The following is a 20,132-nucleotide window of genomic DNA, read 5'->3' as shown; positions in this document are numbered from 1 at the left end:
GTGCGGACAACTCAATATCTATTGGCTTTTTCCTGCTTATTCGGGGAAGTCATCAGGCAACAAACTTATTTACTGCCCTCCCAGCCGCCGCCCAGGGCGGCGATCAGCTGCACGCTGGTGACCCACTGGGTGCTTTGCAGCGTCAGCAGGCTCTGCTGCTGAGTCAGGCTGGTATTCTCGGTGGTGGCCACGTCGAGATAGTCGATCATTCCCGCCTGATACTGATTGTAAGTTACCCGTGCGGACTCCTGGGCCGAGGCAGCAGCGCGCTGCTGTGCCTGCATTTCAGCGCCGAAGGTATGCAGCGCCACCAGGTAGTTTTCAACCTCTTCAAAGCCGGAAAGTACCGTCTGGCGATAGCTGGCAACATCGGCATCGTAAGCGGCACGTGCCTGCTCCACCTTCGCCGAGGTGGCACCAAAGTCAAGCAGCGTGCCACTCAGGCTCGGCCCCAGCGACCAGACGCGGTTTGGTAGCGTCAGCAGATTACGGAAGCTGGAACCGGTGTAACCCGCGCTGGCGCTGAGAGTGAGATCCGGATAGTAACCGGCAATGGCAACGCCCACTGCCGCGTTGGCAGCTGCCATGGTACGTTCTGCCTGGGCGATATCCGGACGGCGCTGAAGCAGATCCGCCGGTAACGCCTGCGGGATCGGCGGCAGCGTGGCCTCAAGCGGCGCAGCCGCCAGGCTGAACTCCGCCGGAGTTTTGCCCATCAGCACCGCAATGGCATGTTCCAGCTGGGCGCGCTGCCAGCTGAGATCGAGCGCCGAGGCACGGGTGCTCTCTAACTGGGTTTCCGCCTGCGCCAGGGTTCCGCGCGATTCGCTGCCCGCCTGGTATTTATTCTGGATCACCGTCAGATAGCGCTGATAAATATCCACACTTTTCTGATACAACGCGATGCGCTGGTCAAGAATGCGCAGCTGGAAATAGTCCTGTGCCAGCGTTGACTGAGCGCTGAGGGTGATATTTGCCAGTTCGGCGGCGCTGGCGTCAGCGCTGGCCCGATTCTCCTCCAGCGTACGCCGCAGCTTGCCCCAGATATCCAGCTCCCAGGAAGCGGATGCCTGCAATGAGTGGCTGTTGCTGACCGACTGTCCGCTGGTGCTGGTGCTGGCATCCGCACCACTGCGCGTCGAGCTGCCGGTGCCGGTGACCGTCGGGAACAGATCGCTACGCGACTCAGAGGCCAGCGCCAGGGCCTGACGGTACTGCGCTTCATACTGCGCCACGTTCTGGTTAGAGATGCTGACCTGGCGCAGCAGCCCATCCAGCGTGCTGTCGTGATAGACCTCCCACCAGTTACCTTTAGCGATCTGATCCTGCGGCCTCGCCTGCTGCCAGCCTTTAGCCTCTTTATACTGCAATGAAGTCGGTGCCGCCGGGCGCTGATAGTCCGGGCCAACGGCGCAGCCGCTAATCAGCAGAACCAGTGCGAGGGATGAGAGTGGATTTATTTTTATCATGGGATTATTCAGCATGACGCAGACGCTGCCACTGATTGCGGGTGGCACGGCTGACGCGGTCAAGATAGAGGTACACCACCGGAGTGGTGAACAATGTAAGTAACTGGCTCAGGGCCAGGCCACCGGCGATTGCCAGCCCCAGCGGGCTGCGCAGATCGGCATCACCGCCGCTGCCCAGCGCCAGCGGCAGCGCGCCGAAGAACGCCGCCAGGGTGGTCATCATTATTGGACGGAAGCGCATCAGGCAGGCCTGGGTAATCGCCTGCTGCGGCGTCATTCCCTGCTTACGTTCGGCGGCCAGCGCGAAGTCGATCATCATAATGGCGTTCTTTTTCACAATGCCTATCAGCAGCAGAATGCCGATCAGCGCAATAACCGTCAGCTCAGTGCCGGTCAGCAGCATCAGCAGCAGCGCCCCCACCCCGGCAGAGGGCAGCGTGGAGAGGATCGTCAGCGGATGAATATAGCTCTCATACAGCATCCCCAGCACGATATAGACCGCCGCCAGCGCCGCCAGAATCAGCCAAGGCATTGACGCACTCAGCTCAGAAAAGGCCTGCGCGGTACCCGCAAATCCGGCCTGAATCGTGTCCGGCAGACCAATTTTAGCCATCGCGGTTTTCACCGCAGCCTGCGCCTGCTCAAGAGAAACGCCATCCTGGAGGTTGAAAGCGATAGTGCTGGTGGCCGACTGCCCCTGGTGGTTCACCGAGAGCGGCGCGTTGCTGCCGCTGATAGTGGCAAAGGCCGATAGCGGAATGCGATCGCCGCTGTCATTCACCACAAACAGCTTATTGAGCGTATCCGGGTCACGCGTCCACTCCGGACTGAGAGACATCACCACATGATACTGATTAAGGGTTTTATACAGGGTGGCGACCTGACGCTGGCTGAAGGCGTTATTCAGCATGTCATCCAGCATCTGCACGTCCACTCCCAGCCGGGTAGCGCGGTCGCGATCGATATTGATCATCACTTCCTGCCCGCCGGTCTGCGAATCGGAGTCAATGCTGGTCAGCAGCGGGATCTGCTCCAGCGCGGCCTTCACTTTCGGCGTCCAGATACGCAGCGTATCGAGATCGTCAGCCTGCAAGCTGTACTGATAAGAGGCGTTAGCGCTGCGCCCGCCGATATGCAGATCCTGTGCCGCCATCAGGAACAGCTCCACCCCGGGAACGCTCTGGGTTTTGCCGCTGAGGCGGTTGGCTACCTGACTGGCGTTGGCATCGCGCTGATCAAAATCTTTCAGATGGACGAAAAACATCGCCGTGTTGCGCGATCCAAACGCCCCGCTGCCCATAGACGACATTACGCCATCCACCGCCGGATCCTGTTCGATCATTGCCGCGTAGGCTTTCACCTTTGGCTCCATCGCCTGGAACGAGATATTCTGGTCAGCACGCATCATGCCCATCAGCAGCCCGGTGTCCTGGTTCGGGAAGAAACCTTTCTGCACTACCGAGTAGAGGAAAATATTCAGGATCACCGTCAGCAACAGGCTGAACATCGTCAGCCGCTGATGACGCATTACCCACCCCAGCGCGGCAGCATAGGCGGCCAGCAGGCGGTTCAGACCGTTTTCAATCCACTGATAGAGCGGATGCGGACGCCGGGTTACTGCGGGTTTGCGCTTCAGCAGGCGCGAGCAGAGCATCGGCGTCAGACTGAGGGAGACCAGCATGGAGATAATCAGCGAGGCGGTGAGCGTAACGGCAAATTCACGGAACAGACGCCCGACAATGCTGCCCATCAGCAGGATGGGGATAAATACCGCCACCAGCGACAGCGTCATCGACAGTACGGTGAAGCTCACCTCCTGCGCGCCTTTAATCGACGCGCGTACCGGACTCAGCCCCTCTTCGATATAGCGGGTGATATTTTCCAGCACCACGATGGCGTCATCCACCACAAAACCGGTGGCGATAATCAGCGCCATCAGCGACAGGTTATCCAGGCTGTAGCCACAGAGATACATCACCGCGCAGGTGCCAATCAGCGACACCGGCAGCGCCAGCGCCGGGATCACCAGCGCCCGTATATCGCGCAGGAAAACAAACACCACGGCGATCACCAGCAGCATGGCGATCAGCAGCGTCTCTTCGGTTTCATACAGCGAGGCGCGCACGTTGGGAGAACGATCCACCACGATGGTCAGCTTCACATCGGCGGGCAGATCCTTTTCAATCAGCGGCAGCTGGGCTTTGATACCGTCAATAGTTTCCAGCATATTGGCTCCCGCAGAGCGGGTAACGCCGATGGTCACCGACGGCGAGCCGTTATAGAAACCAGCGCTGTAGTTATCTTCAACTGCATCATAGACATGAGCAACATCGCTCAGATGAATGGCGCGCCCGTTGCTGTAGCTGATGACCAGATTGCGGTACTGGCTGGCCTGGTCGAGCTGGCCGTTGCCGTCCACCATCCATGACTGGCTTTTCCCTTGCAGCATCCCTTTCGGCAGATTGGTGGTGCTGTTGGCAACCGCTTCACGCACGCTGTCGAGGGAGACGCCAAACTGGCTTAACAGCTGCGGTTGCAGATCAATACGCACCGCTGGCAGCGCACTGCCGCGCAGGGAAACATCCCCCACTCCCGTTACCTGGGCAATCTTCTGTTTGATTTTACTGTCGGCCAGATCGTACAGCTCCGCGTTAGTGCGGGTAGTGGATGAAAGCGCCATCATCAGCACCGGAGCATCGGACGGGTTGGCTTTCTGATAGGTCGGCAGCGACGGCATACTGCTGGGCAGCAGGCTGCGCGCCGCATTGATGGCCGCCTGCACATCGCGGGCCGCGCCGTTGATATCACGATCCAGCGCAAATTGCAGGATGATATTGGTCGAGCCCTGCGAGCTTTCCGAGGTCATTTCGGTGATCCCGGCAATCTGTCCCAGCGCGCGCTCCAGCGGCGTAGCCACCGTAGCGGCCATGGTTTCCGGGCTGGCACCGGGCAGATCCGCTGACACCATAATGGTGGGAAAATCGACCGTCGGTAGCGGTGCCACCGGCAAAAGGCGATAGCCCAGCGCGCCGAGCAGCACCAGCGCCAGCGTCAGTAGCAGCGTGGCAACCGGGCGGAAAATAAACAGACGCGTGATGCTCATTCACGCCCCCGGGCGGCAGCGGAACGGCGCAGACGGCGCTTCATGCGCTGCGACATCCCGTCAAACATCAGATAGATCACCGGGGTGGAGAACAGCGTCAGTACCTGGCTGAAGATCAGCCCGCCGACAATCACCAGCCCCAGCGGCTGACGCAGCTCCGCGCCGGAACCGGAGGCCAGCATCAGCGGCAGTGCCCCAAGCAGCGCCGCCATCGTGGTCATCAGGATCGGACGGAAGCGCAGCAGGCAGGCCTGATGGATCGCCTCTCGCGGGCTGAGGTGCTGCTTGTTCTCTGCCTCCAGCGCAAAGTCGATCATCATAATGGCGTTCTTTTTCACAATGCCGATCAGCAGGATCACCCCAATCAGGGCAATCAGGCTGAACTCCGTATCCGCCAGCAGCAGGGTCAGCAGTGCTCCTACCGCCGCAGACGGCAGCGTTGAGAGAATAGTCACCGGGTGGATAAAGCTTTCGTAAAGAATGCCCAGTACCACGTACATGGTGAGCAACGCGGCCAGGATCAGCCACAGCGTATTGCCGGTGGCGCTCTGGAACGCCGCCGCCTCTCCCTGATAGCGCAGGGTAATCGACTGCGGCAATGCCAGCGAGGTACTGACATCACTGACAGCCTGCTGTGCCTGCTCCAGCGAATAGCCGTCGTTAAGATTGAACGACAGGGTCACCGCCGGGAACTGGTTCAGGCGCATATGCACCAGTGAACCGGTACGCAGATGAATCGTCGCCACCGACGTCAGTTTCACCATTCCACTGGTAGTGCTGGTGCTGCTGCTGGTGCTGGTGCTATCCGTCGTACTGCTGGTACTGCCGGAAGTGGTTGAGGTGGTTGATGTTGAACTGCTGCTGGTGGAGGGTTGCAGGTAGATATCATCAAATGAAGCCGGAGACTGCTGGAACTTCGGTGCCACTTCCAGCACCACGCGATACTGGTTTGACTGGGTAAAAATGGTTGAAATCAGGCGCTGTCCAAAGGCGTTATACAGTGCGTTATCTACGTCAGCGGCGGTAATGCCGTAGCGGGCTGCTGCATCGCGGTTCAGCTCAACGTAAGCCACCTGCCCCTGATCCTGTAAGTTGCTGACCACCGAACTGAATTCCGGGCGCTGCTGCAAGGCGCTGACCAGTTTCGGCGACCACTCCACCAGGTTCTGGCTGTCTGCGTCATCAAGGGTGAGCTGGTAGCGATCCGGCGTGACCTGGTCGTTGACCGTCAGATCCTGCGCTGATTGCAGATAGAGCGCGATGCCCGGCACGCCCGCCGTTGCCTGTTGCAGCTCTGCGATCACGCTTTCGGCACGCTGATCCCGCTCATCAAATGACTTGAGGTTAATTTGCATACGGCCGCTGTTAAGACTGGTATTGCTGCCGTCGATACCCACCGTTGATGAAAGACTCTCCACCGCCGGATTTTTGAGGATAATCGCCGCCAGCTGCTGCTGACGCCGCGACATCTCTTTAAATGAGACGTCCTGCGAAGCGACGGTAACGCCCTGGATCAGTCCGGTATCCTGCGCCGGGAAGAAGCCTTTCGGCACCACCAGATAAAGCAGCGCGGTAAGCACCAGGGTGGCTAATGCTACCAGCAGCGTCAGCCGTTGGTGGTTAAGAACGAGGGTGAGCAGGCGGTCGTAACCGGCCACCAGCCGATCGAAGAACTCCCCGCCCTTGCGGTAAAAGCGTGACTGACGATTTTCAGGAATATGATGCAGCAGATAAGCGCAAAGCATCGGCGTCAGGGTCAGCGACACCAGCATCGATACCAGAATCGACACCGACAGCGTAATGGCAAATTCGCGGAACAGCCGCCCGACCACATCGCCCATAAACAGCAGCGGGATCAGTACCGCAATCAGCGAGAAGGTCAGAGAAATGATAGTGAAGCCGATCTGTGCCGAGCCTTTCAGCGCTGCTTCCATCGGGCTTTCGCCCTTTTCCAGCCGGCGGGAGATATTCTCCACCACCACAATAGCGTCATCAATAACGAAGCCCGTGGCAACGGTCAGCGCCATCAGCGACAGGTTGTTAAGGCTGAATCCGGCCAGATACATCACGCCGAAAGTACCCACCAGCGACAGCGGCACCGCCACGCTGGGGATCAGCGTGGCCGCCACGTTGCGCAGGAACAGGAAGGTGACCATGACCACCAGGGCTATCGACAGCATCAGCTCAAACTGCACATCGCTGATCGAGGCGCGAATGGTCTGGGTACGGTCAGAAAGAATGGTGACTTTTACTCCATCCGGCAGCGCCGCCTGTAACGTTGGCAGCTGCGCTTTGATGCTGTCCACCACCGAAATCACATTTGCGCCCGGCTGGCGCTGTACGCTGATAACAATCGCCGGGCTGTTGTTGGCCCAGGCTGACTGCCAGCTGTTTTCCGCTGCTTCTTCAATATGCGCCAGATCGCGCAGGCGCAGCGCGGCACCATTTTTATAGGTGAGGATCAGGTTGCCGTACTCGGCGGCGGTGCGCAGCTGATCGTTGGCATCAATGGTCACCGAATGATACTGGCCGTCAAAGCCACCTTTTGATCCATTCACATTGCTGTTGCTGACCAGCGTGTTGACATCCTCCAGCGTCAGGCCGTGGGCCGCCAGCGCTTTTGGATCCATCTGCACGCGGATTGCAGGCTGATGCCCCCCCGCCAGCGTTACCATGCCGACCCCGGAAATCTGCGACAGTTTTAACGCTATTCGGGTGTTGACCAGATCCTGCACTTTGGTCAGCGGCAGCGTGTCTGAGCTGGCCGCCAGGGTGATCACCGCGCTGTCCGCCGGGTTGACCTTTTTATAGGTGGGCGGATTTGGCAGATCGGTGGGCAGCAGGCTGTCGGCGGCATTGATCGCCGCCTGCACTTCCTGTTCGGCCACGTCCAGCGACAGATCCAGTGAAAACTTCAGGGTGATCACCGAGGAACCGCTGGCGCTGCTGGAGGCCATCTGACTGAGGCCGGACATCTGCCCGAGCTGCCGCTCCAGCGGTGCTGTCACAGAGGACGCCATTACATCCGGGCTGGCGCCAGGATAGAGGGTGGTGACCTGAATAGTAGGATAATCTACCTGCGGCAGCGCCGAGGTGGAGAGCATCCGGTAGGCAAAAATACCGGAGATCAGCACGCCCACCATCAGCAAGATAGTGGCGACCGGACGTTCGATGAAGATGCGCGACGGGTTCATTGCGCTTTCTTGCCCCCGATAGCCGCTGCGGTCTCTTCCGCGCTGACCACCGAAACTTTGCTGCCATCAGTCAGACGATCGATGCCTTCAGTGACCACCTGCTCCCCTGCGCTGACGCCCTCAAGAATCGCCTGCTGGTCGTTGCCAAACACCGGGCCGGTTTTCACCGCTTTACGGCTTACCGTACTGTCTTTATTGACCACATAAACAAAGCTGCCGTCGCTGCTCAACTGTAGCGCCTGCCCCGGAATGACCGTCGCCTGTTTCAGGGTGCCGGTTTGCAGACGCAGATTAACAAACTGATTGGGATAGAGCGCCTCGTCGAGGTTAGCAAACAGCGCTTTCAGCGTAACGGAACCGGTGCTGGTATCAATCTGGTTGCTGATATATTGCACCTCGCCCTGCGCCAGTTCACTGCTGCCCTGCTGATCGAACGCGGTGGCAGGCAGGCTCTGGTCGTGGTGTAGCGCTTTCAGCAGCGTGGGAATATTACTCTGCGGCACGCTAAAGGTGACCGCTGCGGGCTGCGTCTGGGTAATGGTGACCAGCCCGGTAGTGGAGCTGCTCTGCACCATATTGCCAGCATCCACCAGGCGCAGCCCAACGCGCCCGCTAATCGGCGCGGTAATACGGGCATATTCGATATTGAGTTTTGCCGCATCGATCTGTGCCTGATCGGCTTTGACCGCCCCGCTGTACTGCCCGACGGTGGCCGTCTGGGTATCGAGATCCTGCCGCGCCAGCGAGTCCTGCGCATACAGTTTCTGATAGCGTGCCAGCGTCAGCTGTGCACTTTTCAGCAGCGCCTGGTTCTGGTTGAGATCGCCCTGATACTGCGCCAGCGTTGCCTGATAGCTGCGGGGGTCAATCTGTGCCAGCAGCTGCCCGGCCGCCACTTTCTGCCCCTCTTTGAAATAGACATGCATCAGCTGACCATCAACCCGGCTGGTGACGGTGACGGTCGCATTGGGGATCACGGTGCCCAGCGCCGTCAGGTAAACCGGCACATCGGCCAGCACCACCGTGCCGGTATGTACGGGCGTGCTGATACCCGCCATCATCTGTCCTGGCCCGCCCGGCCCCCCCGGCCCGCGCATACCGCCAGGGCCACCCGCAGCGCTCTGACCGTGCGGCCAGAAACGCCAGACCAGGACAATAATAAGCAGTAGCAAAATAATACAGAGGATGATTTTGCGCCGGGAGTGCGGCTTTTTCGGAGAGATTACAGTCATGAGGCTCTGTTCATTAAGATGCAGCAATAGACAAAAAAGACGCCGGGCAGTGCCGACGTCACAAGAATGCATGCCGGCCAGGCGTACCTGACCAGCTCCACCATCAACTTTTGTTGATAGTAATTCCCATTATCATCTATTTAGCTGCTGAAATTCTATGCTTACCGCGTAAGAATTTCGTAATTTCTGCGAAATTTAATCTGTTTTCATCAGGACTTCCAGCCGCCTCCCAGCGTTTTATAGAGGGTTATTTTCTGATTCAGCTGCCCGAGGCGCGTGGTAATCAGTGATTGTTGCGACGCATACAGCGAACGCTGCGCCACCAGAACATTGAGATAATTATCCAAACCTTCACGGTACCGTACGCTGGCAAAACTGAAGTTACGCTGGTTTGCCACTTCATCTAACTGGCGCGCTTTCATCTCATCCTGATAGGTTTCCTGCCCGGCCAGGGCATCGCCTACTTCTTTAAACGCTGTCTGAATCGCTTTCTCATAGTCAGCAATTTCAATACGTTTTTGCAGTTTGGCGATATCCAGATTAGCGATGTTTACCCCGCCGTCAAAAATCGGCAGATCGATACTCGGCCCAAACGACCAGGCTGCCGTACCGCCGGAGAGCAGATGGCTGAAGGTGCTGGAGGTGGAGCCTCCCGACGCCGTCAGAGAAATAGTGGGGAAGAATGCAGCACGGGCGGCCCCGATATTGGCATTAGCCGCTTTCAGCGTATGCTCTGCGGCAATGATATCCGGGCGGTTAGTTAACAGTTCAGACGGTAATCCCGCTGGTGTAGCCGGGAAGTTCCACTCTTTTCGCAAACTCGCCCCCGCCAGCAGATCGGCAGGCAGAGCCGTTCCTACCAGCAGCGTCAGTGCGTTAATATCCTGATGAACCTGGCGGCTGTAGGTAGCAATATCCGCCTGCGCCGTGCGTACCGAGGTTTCCGCCTGCACCAGATCCTGTTCACTGGCAACGCCGCCTTCAAAGCTGCGTTTAGTCAGATCGTAAGAGTCCTGCTGACTTTGCGCAGTATCCTGCGCCAGCTTCAGCAGCTCATTATCAGAACAGAGCGAGAGATAGCCTGAAGCCACTTCGGCAATCAGGCTGATTTGTGTCGCCCGCTGTGTGGCCGCACTGGCCAGCCACTCTTCCAGTGCTTCATTGCGCAGGCTTTGCAGCCGACCGAAGAAATCCAGCTCCCAGGCGGTAACGCCAAGGCTGGTGTTCAACTGGTGATAGGTTACCGAACCGCTTTGCTTCGTGCTGTAAAGGTTACCCGGCAGATGGGTAGCGTCATCACTGCCATTGAAATCAACCCATGGCATCAGTGCCGCACGATCAATCTGTACCTGAGAACGCGCCACTTCCACATTCAGTGCTGCCACACGCAGGTCACGGTTGTTGGAAAGCGCAGTAGCAATCAGTTTATGCATAACCGGATCGGTAAAGAAATTCTGCCAGCGGATATTCGCGCCGTTACCGCTTAATGCCTGCCCCTGGCTATCAAAATGCGCAGCAACCGGCAATGCCGGACGGTGATAGTCCGGAGCCATAGTACAGCCCGCAAGGATCATTGTCAGAGGCAAGATTCCCAGAGAAAAAGCCTTACGCATCATGTTCTTGAACCTCATTTTTCACTTTTTTCTTACCGGCAAAACGCTGGGCAACCACCACGTAAAACATCGGAACGAAGAAGATGGCCAGGAATGTTGCGGTGAGCATTCCCCCGACGACGGCAGTACCAATGGAGTGCTGGCTCCCGGCACCCGCACCGTGGGAGATGGTTAGCGGCAGCACCCCAAGCACGAAGGCCATCGAAGTCATAATAATCGGCCTGATACGCAGTCTTGCAGCCTCCATCGCCGCCTCCACCAGCCCTTTTCCTTCGTTCTCATGCAGGTCTTTAGCAAACTCGACAATCAGGATGGCATTTTTTGCTGCCAGCCCGATGGTGGTCAGCAGCCCCACCTGGAAGAAGACGTCATTTTCCAGCCCGCGCATCAGGACGGCCAGAATGGTGCCCAGAACGCCGAGAGGAACCACCATCAGCACGGAGAACGGGATTGACCAGCTCTCATACAGTGCCGCAAGGCAGAGAAATACCATCAGAATTGAAATGCTGTACAACGCGGGGGTTTGCGAGCCAGACATCTGCTCTTCATAGGAGATGCCGTGCCAGCCAACGCGGAATCCTGGAGGTAGTTTTGCCGCAATTTCGTTAACCGCTGTTACCGCATCACCGGTGCTGTAACCCGCCGCCGGTGAGCCCATAATTTCTACCGCAGAGGTTCCGTTGAAGCGTTCATAACGCGGTGAGCCATATTCCCACTTGCCGCTGCCAAAGGCGGAATACTGCACCATATCGCCGCTGCTGTTACGGAAGTACCACTTGTTAAGGTCTTCCGGCGTGATGCGTGAACCGGCAATACCCTGCACGTAGACCTTCTTGACGCGGCCATTATAAATAAACTGGTTAACATAGCTTGACCCCCAGGCGGTGGAGAGCGTGTCGTTAATATCTTCCAGGCTAAGACCCAGCGCGCGTGCACGTTCATCATCAATGATCAGATGATACTGCGGCTCATCCTCCATCCCGTTTGCCCGGGTGGCGAACAGACGTTTATCTTTAGCGGCCATGGCGAGGAACTGATTACGCGCGGCCATCAGGGCGGTATGCCCTTGGTTACTCGCGTCCTGAAGGAAGAAGTCGAAACCGGTGGCATTCCCCAGTTCCATTACCGCTGGCGGAACCAGGGCAAAAACTTTGGCATCTTTCATTTTGGAAAAGTGCGCCATGGTGCGCTGCGCCAGTTTAGCGACGCTCTGTTCGCTATTACGCTGATCCCAGGGTTTTAACAGCACAAAGGACATGCCGGTATTCTCCCCTCGCCCGGCCCAGCTGAATCCATTCGGTGAGAAGACCGATGACACTTCAGATTCATTCTTCAACAGCCAGCTACCTATCTCATTCATCACCTCCTGTGTGCGTTCGCTGGAGGCATTCGGCGGAAGCATCACCTGGATCATCATTACCCCCTGATCCTCATCCGGCAGGAAGGAGGTCGGCACCCGGGTAAACAGATAACCAGCGGCAACGACGATCGCCACGTATATCATCAGGAACGACTTTCGCTTGGAAATGACAGCGTTGACACTGCGGGTGTAATGCAGGGTTCCGGCATCGAATTTACGGTTAAACCAGCCAGCCATACCGCTATTTTTATGCTCGGCAGAGCTGGATTTGAGCATAGTGCTGCACAGGGCCGGGGTGAAAATCATCGCCATTAACACCGACAGCGCCATTGCAGAGACGATGGTGATCGAGAACTGACGGTAAATAACCCCGGTGGATCCACTAAAGAAAGCCATCGGCAGCAGCACCGCCGACAGCACCAGGGCAATACCCAGTAACGCTCCCTGAATCTGCTGCATGGATTTTATCGTGGCGGCCCTGGGATCGAGTCCCTCGTCATGCATCACACGCTCGACGTTTTCCACCACCACGATGGCATCATCCACCAGCAGCCCGATGGCCAGCACCATCCCGAACATTGTCAGTATATTGATGGTGTAACCACAGGCGGCGAGGATACCGAAAGTACCCAGCAGCACCACCGGCACCACCATGGTAGTGATCAGCGTGGCGCGCAGGTTTTGCAGAAAAATCAGCATCACAAAGAACACCAGCACAATCGCTTCAATCAGCGTTTTCACCACCTCTTTTATCGAGGCGCTGACCACCGGCGCAGTATTGTAGGGGTAAGTGACCGACACCCCTTCCGGCAGGAACGGTTTAATCTCGTCAACGGTACGGCGTACGCCATTGATGGTATCCAGCACGTTACCGCCGGTAGCAAGACGCAGCGCAATGCCCACTGATGGCTTACCGTTGTAGGTATCGTTGATGCTGTAATCCTGCGGGCCGAGATCAACCCCCCCCACATCCTTAAGACGCACCTGGGAGCCATCGGCATTAACTTTCAGCAGGATATTTTTGAACTGTTCAACCGAATGCAAACGGGTTTTCCCGACTACGGTGGCGCTGAATCTGACTCCCGGAGTCGTTGGCAGCCCGGCAAGCTTACCGCTGGCTACCTGAACGTTCTGTTGGCTGATAGCCGTAGTAACATCGCTGGGAACCAGCTGGTATTTATACAGCTTTGCCGGATCGAGCCAGATACGCATGCCATACTCGGAACCCATCACCATAAAGTCACCCACGCCGTTACTGCGCGAAATGGGATCCTGTAATTTCGATACCAACAGGTCGGCAAGGTCACCATTACTCAGGTTGGGGTTCGTTGAAGTCAGCCCGACAACCAGCATAAAGTTGGACTGATACTTACGGATTCTTATCCCCTGATTCACCACTTCATTGGGCAGCTGTGACTCGGCCAGAGACACCTGGTTCTGTACCTGGACCTGGGCAATATCAGGATTAGTTCCCTGATTGAATGTCACAATGATCGTGGCGCTACCGTCGCTGTTACTTTGCGACTCGATATAGCGCATGTTATCCAGCCCGTTAAGCTGCTGTTCAATGACCTGCACCACGGTATTTTGCGTAGTTTCCGCGCTGGCGCCAGGGTAAGTCACTGACACAGAAACCGCCGGTGGTGCAATATCGGGGTACTGATTAATAGGCAAATTGATAATCGCTAAAGCGCCGACCAGCATCACCACAATCGCTATCACCCAGGCAAAAATGGGGCGTTCAATAAAAAATTTAGACATCTGGAGTTCCTTGCTACTGCGCCGATGCGTCGGTGATGGCCAGATTGACCTTTGAGCTGTACTGAGATTTTCCTGAGCTGACGCTGGCAGTTACCCGTGTTCCGGGCTGCACGTTTTGCAGTCCATCCACCACCACCCGGTCGCCCTCTTTCAGCCCGGTATGCACCAGCCATTTTTGGCCGATCATCTGACCAGTGGTAATCAGCTGCTCCCTGATACGATTTTCCGTATTCACCACATAGACATATGGCCGACCTTTGATGTCATGCATCACTGATTGCTGCGGCACCAGAATTCCCTGTTCGGCAATCCCCTGCGCAAAACTGGCGTGAACAAACATACCCGGCAGCAGGTTGCGCTGCGGATTGGGGAAGGAGGCACGTAAAGTCACGCTGCCGGTGCTTTCATCTACGGTGACTTCTGAGAACTCCATCCGCCCCTCTAGCGGATACGCCGAGCCATCTTCCAGAGTGAGTTTTACCGCTGCTGCATTATCTCCGGCTTTTTTTAACCGCCCGTCAGCCAGCGCACGACGCTGCGCCAGCAGATCGCGTGAGGAGGCGTTAACATCAACATAAATCGGATCAAGCTGCTGGATCAGGCTCATATAGCTGCTCTGTCCGTTAGTCACCAGTGCCCCTTCGGTGGTTAGCGAACGACCAATATGACCTGAGATAGGGGCACGAACCTTGGTGTAGTTAAGATTGACCCGGGCAGTTTCCACGTCGGCCCTGGCTTCCCGCGCGGTGGCCACAGCATCATCGTAAACCTGTTGGCTAATTGCATGGGCTGCGGCCAGCGGTTTATAGCGTGCAGCCACTTTATCTGCGTTGATAAGCGTCGCCATGGCTTTGTCGTAGGTGGCCTGATAGGTGGCAGGATCAATCTGATACAGCGATTGCCCGGCTTTCACTTCGCTACCTTCAGTAAACAGGCGTTTAAGAATAATACCGCTTACCTGAGGGCGGACTTCGGCTGTACGAACGGCAGTGGTTCGGCCCGGTAACTGGGTAAATAACGTGACGGCTTCACTGTGAAGAGTGCTGATACCGACATGAACAGGAACATCTTTGGAAGGTGAGTGAGTCTGGTCACAGGCAACCAGCAAAAAAATCAAACTCGCAGGAAGAATCCTCAATCGCATAGTCAAGTCTCAACTAGATAGCTTTAAATTAATAACGAGAGTGATTACTCTCATAAAAAATGGCATTATAGAAGGTGCAAAAACCAGGCAGTGTTAAGTTTCCGCTAAAACTATTATCGAAATGCGACGATTAAGCTTCTCGTGCCGTTTCGAGCCGACGGATGCCGACAGCTGTTTCCTCCTGAGATGAATGCCCCGGTTGGTTAACCCAGTGGTTCTATGCCTCTCCTTCTTAACTCACGCCGGGCAAGATCTTTCAGCCAGCAGGCGAGCGTGACGTTTTCGTTATCAGTTAATTGTCTCAACTGATCGTGAAGTTGAGGATGAATGCGTAACTGAAAGGCGGCTGAACGACCGCCACTCTTTGGCGTCCTGTCTTTAAGTTTCGGCATGAGTTGGTTCCTGAAGGTAAAAGCGCCCCCCGCAGCGCTACCAACACCTCAGGGGGCTGACACGACACAATGGAATGCGTTGTTGCACCGTGGTGTGCTCACATTAGCGCTTTACCCAGTGCTTATTTTGGCGATTCGTGTAAGTGCCACAGGAAAGTTGTCAGTAAAAGAAACTGCCATGATATTGCGGAGGGACGGGCATAAAAAAACCCACGCCGGGGCGTGGGTTGATGATGCTATTTGGGGTCAGCCGGGATGATAGATAGCATCCGGTGCGATATTCATATGTTTCAGCACCGGGCCGATAATATTGCCAAATACCGGTGCGGCTACCGAGCCACCGAAGTGATCGCCAGCGGTAGGATGGTTGATCATAATCACCAGCGCCACCTGCGGGTTGCTGGCGGGCGCCACACCGGCGGTGTAGTTGATATAGCCGCCATCGTACTTGCCGCTGTCGCCCATTTTCTCTGCGGTACCGGTTTTGATTGCCAGACGGTAACCCGGCACCGCAGCACGCAGTCCGCTGCCGCCTGGCAGAGCATCGCTCTCCATCATATGCACCACCGCACGCACGGTGTTTTCATCAGCAACGCGCCGGCCAGCAACTGGCGGACTGACCTTAGTAATCGCCAGTGGACGATAGACGCCAAAGGAGCCAAGGGTGGCGTATTCACGGGCTATCTGTAGCGGCGTAACGCGTAAACCATAGCCAAATGAAAAGGTAGCGCGTTCAATATCGGCCCAGCGTTCGCGGTGCAGCGGGAAATAACCCACGCTTTCGCCGGTCAGCCCCAGTCCGGTAGGTTTACCAAGGCCAAATGCATGGTAGGTGTTTACCAGTACCTCAGCAGGCATCGCCAGCGCGATGTGCGACACGCCGATGTCACTGGATTTTTGCAGGATGCCGGTCATGGTCAGACGCGGCCAGTGCCCGACGTCACGAATAAGGTGCCCGTTAACGCGGTAGGGTGTGGTGTCAAGCACCGAATCCGGGCGTACCAGTTTACGCGCCAGCCCCTCCATCACCACCAGCGGTTTAACCGTTGAACCGGGTTCATAGCTGTCATTGATGGCGGTATTGCGCATCTGCGCAGGGGAGACATCAACAAAGTTATTGGGATTGAACGACGGATAAGAGGCCATGCCGAGGATCTCCCCGGTGTCGATTTTAACCAGCACCGCCGCGCCCGAGTCCGCTTTATTCAGGATCACCCCATCACGCAGCTTACTGTAGAGCGTGTACTGATCGAACTTATCGATACTCAGCTGCACCGTCGGCGGCTGCTGCGGCGGCTCATAGTCGATCATCGCGACGATATTGCCGTTAGCATCCTGACGGTATTTTTCCACCCCCGGTGCACCCTGTAACAGCTTATCAAAGCCCTTCTCAAGCCCGGTCAGCCCGTTATTGTCCGCCCCGACAATACCGAGCAGCGGCGCTGTCGCCTCACTCATCGGATAGAAACGGCTGTCGTTATACACGGTGCTGATGCCTGCCAGATGCAGCTTGACGATATCCTTTGCAATGCCCAGCTCGATTTTACGGCCAAGATAGAGAAAGCGACGGTTCGGATTAGCGTTGATTTGCGCGGCAAGCTGTTCCGGTCGCTGCTCCAGCGCATTAGCCAGATACTGCCATTTTGCGCTGGTGAAGTCCGGGTGCGCTTCCAGCACCCGCTGCGGATCGGCTATCACATCGCGCGATGGCACGCTTAACGCCAGCGCTTCGCCGTTGCGATCCAGCAGCGTTCCCCGGTTAGTCGGCAGCGTCACGGTGCGCAATGAGCGTTCATCGGCCTGCTTTTCCAGCATCGGATGGTTAATCAGTTGTAAATCAGCCACGCTCGCCAGCAGGAAGACCAGGCAAGCCAACACTCCCAGGCAAACAACCCGGAAACGAACAGGATTGAATGTAGGCGCAGGCTGAGATTTCGCCAGTTTTCGTTTAAACGGGGGCATGTATGTTCCGGTGCAGGCTGGGAGATAACTTGCTGGCAGTTATACAAAAAATGGGGTGGATATAACAGGTAAACAGTGTTTCAGATCGTGAGTGACGCGCGGCAGTCCACGGGCCAGAAGCTCGCAATGAAAACCGTTATAAATCAAAATATTATTGATGAAAACCTGAATTTCAGGCAAAAAAAACCTGCGCATCTGCGCAGGTTGGTGAAACAAAGCGTTAAAGACTTTTTGATGTTCACCCATCAATACCTCTGGGACTTGAACTGTAGCAATCCTGCACGTTAAGCCGCTACTCAGGAATCGCAACAGTTCACCGCAAACTGTAACCAGCTATGTGATTTGTAGGGTTTTTTGCAATGCCTCAGGCATACCGCCACTGCTGACGGGATTTTCAGCATGCATTTGCATTTTGGCGATTGGCAGGCCGATAACGACCTCTTGCCTGCCGCCCACGCAGCGGATTATCGTCAGGCTCCGGCGTGCGCCTTTCTGATCTCCACCAGGCAGCTCATGGCATTAGGCCCCTGCGTCAGTGACGAGGTACCAATATCCAGCGTCAGCACGTTTGGATTGCCGGCACGATCGTAAGGCTGCCAGGCCTTCCCGAAGCCCGGATTAAACCATGCGCCGGTGGCAATCAGCACCACCTGCGGGCTGACACCATCGCTGATGCGCACTCCCGCCTGCATCACACCGCGATCGTTACTCACCTCAATCAGGTCGCCATCCCCAATCCCTCGCACTGCCGCATCCTGCGGATGCATCCACAGGGTTTCACGTCCTGCGGTTTTATTGGCCTGTACCGATGGCGTGGCATCCATCTGGCTGTGCAGGCGATCATGGGGCTGAATGGAGATCATATGCAGCGGGAAACGCTGACTGATCGGCGCGCCAAGCCACTCCTGCGGCGGCTGCCACTCAGGATGCGGGCCAAAGTCCGCCAGCTGATAGCCTGCAATCGTCTCGGAGAACAACTCAATTTTGCCGCTGGCAGTTTTGATCGGATGAGTCAGCGGGTCACGGCGGAAATCCTCCATAAATACCCACTCCTCTTCCGTCAATGGGATCTCCACATGACCTTTTTGCCAGAAGGAATCAAACTCCGGAAAATGAATACCTTTACGGTTATGCGCTACCGCACACTGCTGATAGAGATGCTCTATCCACTGACGCTCATTGCGGTTTTCGGTAAAGGTATCGCGGTAACCCAGGCGTTCGGCGATATCGGCAAAAATATCGAAATCGTTGCGCGCCTGATGCTGCGGCTGAATCGCCTGATGCATCGCCAGTACAAAGCGATCCTTCGAGGATCCGCCAATATCATTGCGCTCCAGCGAGGTGGTCACCGGCAGTACGATATCGGCCATTTGCGCCGCTGGCGTCCAGACAATATCCTGCACGATCACTGTATCCGGGCGCTGCCAGCCCTCAACCAGGCGGTTAAGCTGCTGATGATGATGGAACGGATTTCCACCCGCCCAGTGCACCAGATGAATATCGGGATAAGTGTGGGTCTGCCCCTGGAACGTATATTGCGTGCCGGGATTGAGCAGCATATCGCTGATGCGCGCCACCGGAATGGCCAGATCGGCGATCGGATTGACTCCGGTGGACATCAGCGGCGACGGCCCTTCCGTACGCGGATTACCCACGCTGTTCATCGAACCGTGACCGAATGAGAATCCGGCTCCCGGCAGGCCGGGCTGACCGAGCATTGAGGAGAGTGCAATCATCATCCAGTACGGCTGTTCCCCGCGATGGGCGCGCTGTACGGAATAGGAGCAGGTAATAAAGCTGCGTTTCCCGCAGAGCTGTTTTGCCAGCAGGGCAATACGCGCCGCAGGGATGCCGGTAATCTCACTGGCCCACTGCGGCGTTTTCGCCTGGCCGTCGCTCTCCCCCAGCAGATAAGCACGCAGCTGCGGATACCCTACGCAATGGGATTGCAGAAAAGCGTTATCCACCGCCCCCAGCTGCTCGATTTCATACCCAAGCGCCAGCATCAGCGCGACATCGGTATTCGGGCGGATGGGTATCCACTCGGCGTTAACAAACTCCGGACAGTCATCGCGCATTGGGCTGATATTCACCACCGGAGTGCCTTTTGCTGCCAGCTTTAACAGCGCGGGCTTCAGGCTGTGCTCCCCTGCTCCACCCGAGGCCACCTGGCTGTTTTTCAGCGCCAGCCCGCCAAAGGCGATAAAAATCTCACAGTGTTTCACCACGCCCGGCCAGTCGGTGACGCGACCGGTGAGCGGCATATAAGTACCAATCACATACGGCAGGAAGAATTGTGCGGCTCCCCAGCTGTAGTTACCCTGCTGATCGATGCCGCCGCCGCCAAGATTATAGAAACGCCTGACCAGGGTACGCGCATGGTTGACGCGTCCGGCAGAAGACCAGCCATAAGAGCCGTTGAAAATGCCGCTGGCACCATAGCGGTCACGTACGCGGCGGTTCTCTTCGGCAATCAGATCAAGCGCAGTATCCCAGTCGACTTCAACAAAATCTTCACGTCCGCGCAGAGTACGGTCGCTGTTCTCGCGAGATTTCAGCCATGAGCGGCGCACCATCGGTTTACGAATACGTTTATCGGAGTAAACCAGCTCGGGGATGGTGTTGAGCATCGGCGAGGGATCCTGATCGGCGAAAAAAGGCTCACAGCGCAGCAGCTTTCCGTTTTCAACCACGGCACTAAACGCACCCCAGTGGGCGAGATGTGGCACTTTTTTTATTGTCATTTCAGGATGCACTCAGCAGGTGTTTGTTATGAAATTCAGAATATCATTTTCATCTGGCAGCGGCACAGCCTGTTTTATCGATTAGCTTTGCGATGGCTGCGACATTCTGCGTGGCTCCGCAGGCTTGCAGTCGCTGGCGCTTTCCGCAACACTAATAG

Annotated in this window: 10 protein-coding genes; all 10 read right to left on the bottom strand. The window is 56.6% G+C overall.

Features of this window, described 5'->3' with window-relative positions:
* Window positions 1–65: 65 nt before the first annotated feature.
* Window positions 66–1,469: an efflux transporter outer membrane subunit gene (locus GN242_RS03980; RefSeq protein ID WP_154753568.1), complete on the bottom strand. Its 1,404-nt coding sequence runs from the start codon at window positions 1,467–1,469 to the stop codon at window positions 66–68.
* A 4-nt stretch (window positions 1,470–1,473) separates the two neighbouring features.
* On the bottom strand, window positions 1,474–4,572 hold the full coding sequence (locus GN242_RS03975; protein ID WP_154753567.1) for a multidrug efflux RND transporter permease subunit: 3,099 nt from the start codon (window positions 4,570–4,572) through the stop codon (window positions 1,474–1,476).
* On the bottom strand, window positions 4,569–7,766 hold the full coding sequence (locus GN242_RS03970; RefSeq protein ID WP_156286949.1) for an efflux RND transporter permease subunit: 3,198 nt from the start codon (window positions 7,764–7,766) through the stop codon (window positions 4,569–4,571). Before GN242_RS03970 ends, GN242_RS03975 begins: the two co-directional genes overlap by 4 nt.
* Window positions 7,763–8,998: an MdtA/MuxA family multidrug efflux RND transporter periplasmic adaptor subunit gene (locus GN242_RS03965; protein ID WP_154753565.1), complete on the bottom strand. Its 1,236-nt coding sequence runs from the start codon at window positions 8,996–8,998 to the stop codon at window positions 7,763–7,765. The genes GN242_RS03970 and GN242_RS03965 overlap by 4 nt, the downstream gene beginning before the upstream one ends.
* Window positions 8,999–9,207: 209 nt before the next feature.
* Entirely contained in the window at window positions 9,208–10,614 is a 1,407-nt protein-coding gene (locus GN242_RS03960) for an efflux transporter outer membrane subunit (RefSeq protein WP_305038640.1), read from the bottom strand.
* Window positions 10,604–13,732, bottom strand: coding sequence for an efflux RND transporter permease subunit (locus tag GN242_RS03955; RefSeq protein WP_156286948.1), 3,129 nt, complete (start codon window positions 13,730–13,732; stop codon window positions 10,604–10,606). The genes GN242_RS03960 and GN242_RS03955 overlap by 11 nt, the downstream gene beginning before the upstream one ends.
* Before the next feature lie 13 nt (window positions 13,733–13,745).
* On the bottom strand, window positions 13,746–14,876 hold the full coding sequence (locus tag GN242_RS03950; RefSeq protein ID WP_156286947.1) for an efflux RND transporter periplasmic adaptor subunit: 1,131 nt from the start codon (window positions 14,874–14,876) through the stop codon (window positions 13,746–13,748).
* Window positions 14,877–15,079: 203 nt separating this feature from the next.
* On the bottom strand, window positions 15,080–15,268 hold the full coding sequence (locus GN242_RS03945) for a toxin-antitoxin system HicB family antitoxin (RefSeq protein ID WP_154753562.1): 189 nt from the start codon (window positions 15,266–15,268) through the stop codon (window positions 15,080–15,082).
* A gap of 246 nt (window positions 15,269–15,514) precedes the next feature.
* Window positions 15,515–17,230: a penicillin-binding transpeptidase domain-containing protein gene (locus GN242_RS03940; protein ID WP_154753561.1), complete on the bottom strand. Its 1,716-nt coding sequence runs from the start codon at window positions 17,228–17,230 to the stop codon at window positions 15,515–15,517.
* 470 nt (window positions 17,231–17,700) lie between these two features.
* Entirely contained in the window at window positions 17,701–19,974 is a 2,274-nt protein-coding gene (locus GN242_RS03935) for a molybdopterin guanine dinucleotide-containing S/N-oxide reductase (RefSeq protein ID WP_154753560.1), read from the bottom strand.
* Window positions 19,975–20,132 lie beyond the last annotated feature (158 nt).

This window comes from Erwinia sorbitola (assembly GCF_009738185.1).
GTDB lineage: Bacteria > Pseudomonadota > Gammaproteobacteria > Enterobacterales > Enterobacteriaceae > Erwinia > Erwinia sorbitola.
Note: the sequence above shows the minus strand (reverse complement) of the source record. Positions and strands in the feature narration are given on the sequence as shown.

Coding starts and splice junctions, on each gene's coding strand:
- GN242_RS03950 (WP_156286947.1), bottom strand. CDS start 14,876: ATGCGATTGAGGATTCTTCCTGCGAGTTTGATTTTTTTGCTGGTTGCC.
- GN242_RS03965 (WP_154753565.1), bottom strand. CDS start 8,998: ATGACTGTAATCTCTCCGAAAAAGCCGCACTCCCGGCGCAAAATCATC.
- GN242_RS03945 (WP_154753562.1), bottom strand. CDS start 15,268: ATGCCGAAACTTAAAGACAGGACGCCAAAGAGTGGCGGTCGTTCAGCC.
- GN242_RS03960 (WP_305038640.1), bottom strand. CDS start 10,614: ATGATGCGTAAGGCTTTTTCTCTGGGAATCTTGCCTCTGACAATGATC.
- GN242_RS03955 (WP_156286948.1), bottom strand. CDS start 13,732: ATGTCTAAATTTTTTATTGAACGCCCCATTTTTGCCTGGGTGATAGCG.
- GN242_RS03935 (WP_154753560.1), bottom strand. CDS start 19,974: ATGACAATAAAAAAAGTGCCACATCTCGCCCACTGGGGTGCGTTTAGT.
- GN242_RS03975 (WP_154753567.1), bottom strand. CDS start 4,572: ATGAGCATCACGCGTCTGTTTATTTTCCGCCCGGTTGCCACGCTGCTA.
- GN242_RS03980 (WP_154753568.1), bottom strand. CDS start 1,469: ATGATAAAAATAAATCCACTCTCATCCCTCGCACTGGTTCTGCTGATT.
- GN242_RS03970 (WP_156286949.1), bottom strand. CDS start 7,766: ATGAACCCGTCGCGCATCTTCATCGAACGTCCGGTCGCCACTATCTTG.
- GN242_RS03940 (WP_154753561.1), bottom strand. CDS start 17,230: ATGCCCCCGTTTAAACGAAAACTGGCGAAATCTCAGCCTGCGCCTACA.